Source organism: Streptomyces sp. SID1328 (assembly GCF_009865595.1).
Classification (GTDB): Bacteria; Actinomycetota; Actinomycetes; order Streptomycetales; family Streptomycetaceae; genus Streptomyces; species Streptomyces griseoluteus.
The window spans coordinates 1-1,447 of the sequence record NZ_WWKH01000262.1; the positions used below are offsets into that span (position 1 = coordinate 1).

The 1,447-nt window shown below is 69.5% G+C and carries 1 protein-coding gene; it reads left to right on the forward strand.

The genetic code is table 11. From position 1 onward, the window contains the following. Positions 1–71: 71 nt before the first annotated feature. Positions 72–1,447, forward strand: a 1,376-nt coding sequence (gene kdpA / locus GT030_RS07525) for a potassium-transporting ATPase subunit KdpA (RefSeq protein WP_161200408.1), incomplete at its 3' end; no start/stop codon positions are given.

Here is a 1,447-nt window from a genome sequence, read left to right on the forward strand (position 1 = left end):
GTCGTGGCCGTCGCCCTGCTGGGCTATCTCGTCCTCGCCCTGATCTTCCCGGAGAGGTTCTGAGAGCAGACATGGGTTCCGTACTGGCGGGAGTGCTCCAGCTCCTCGCCCTCACAGGCGCGCTGGCCCTCGTCCACGCGCCCGCCGGCGGCTACATGGCCAAGGTGTACTCCTCGCGCCGTCACCTGCGTGTCGAGCGCTGGATCTACCGGGCCGTCGGCGCCGACCCCGACACCGAGATGCGCTGGCCGGCGTATCTGCGCGGGGTGCTCGCCTTCTCCCTCGCCGGTGTCCTCTTCCTCTACCTGCTCCAGCGGCTCCAGGGGGTGCTGCCCGGCTCACTGGGGTTCTCCTCGGTGAACCCGGCGCAGTCCTTCAACACCGCCGTCTCCTTCGTCACCAACACCGACTGGCAGTCGTACTACGGCGAACAGACCATGGGCCATGTCGTGCAGACGGCGGGGCTCGCGGTGCAGAACTTCGTGTCCGCCGCCGTGGGCATGGCCGTCGCGGTCGCGCTGGTGCGCGGCTTCGCCCGGTCCCGCTCCGGCGAACTGGGCAACTTCTGGGCCGACCTGGTGCGCGGCACGCTGCGCGTCCTGGTCCCGGCGGCGGTGCTCGGCGCGCTGGTCCTGGTGGCGTGCGGCGTCATTCAGAACTTCTCCGGCATCCATGAGGTCGGCCAGTTCCCGGGCGGCACCCAGCAGTGGAACGGCGGCGCGGTCGCCTCCCAGGAGGCCATCAAGGAACTGGGCACCAACGGCGGCGGCTACTTCAACGCCAACAGCGCCCACCCCTTCGAGAACCCGACCCCCTTCTCCAACCTGTTCGAGATCTTCCTGATCCTCGTCATCCCGTTCTCGCTGACCCGCACCTTCGGCCTGATGGTCGGCAGTGTCCGCCAGGGCTACGCGATCCTCGCCACCATGGCCGCCATCTGGCTCGGTTTCACCGCCCTGATGACGGCGGCCGAGTTCAGCCACCACGGCCCGGCGCTCCAGGCCGCGGGCGGCGCCATGGAGGGCAAGGAGGTCCGCTTCGGCGTCGGCGGCTCCGCGCTCTTCGCCGTGTCCACCACACTCACCTCCACCGGCGCCGTGGACTCCTTCCACTCCTCCTACACCGGGCTCGGCGGCGGTGTCGCCATGCTCGGGATGATGCTGGGCGAGATCGCGCCCGGCGGCACCGGCTCCGGGCTGTACGGCATGCTGATCATGGCCGTGATCGCGGTGTTCCTCGCCGGTCTTATGGTCGGCCGCACCCCTGAGTACCTGGGCAAGAAGATCGGCGCGCGCGAGATGAAGCTCGCCGCCTGCTACATCCTGGTCACCCCCGCGCTGGTCCTCGTCTTCACCGCGGCCTCGCTGGCCCTGCCGACCCCGCCGCACTCCATACTCAATCCGGGCGCACACGGGTTCTCCGAGGTGCTGTACGCCTTCACCTCCGC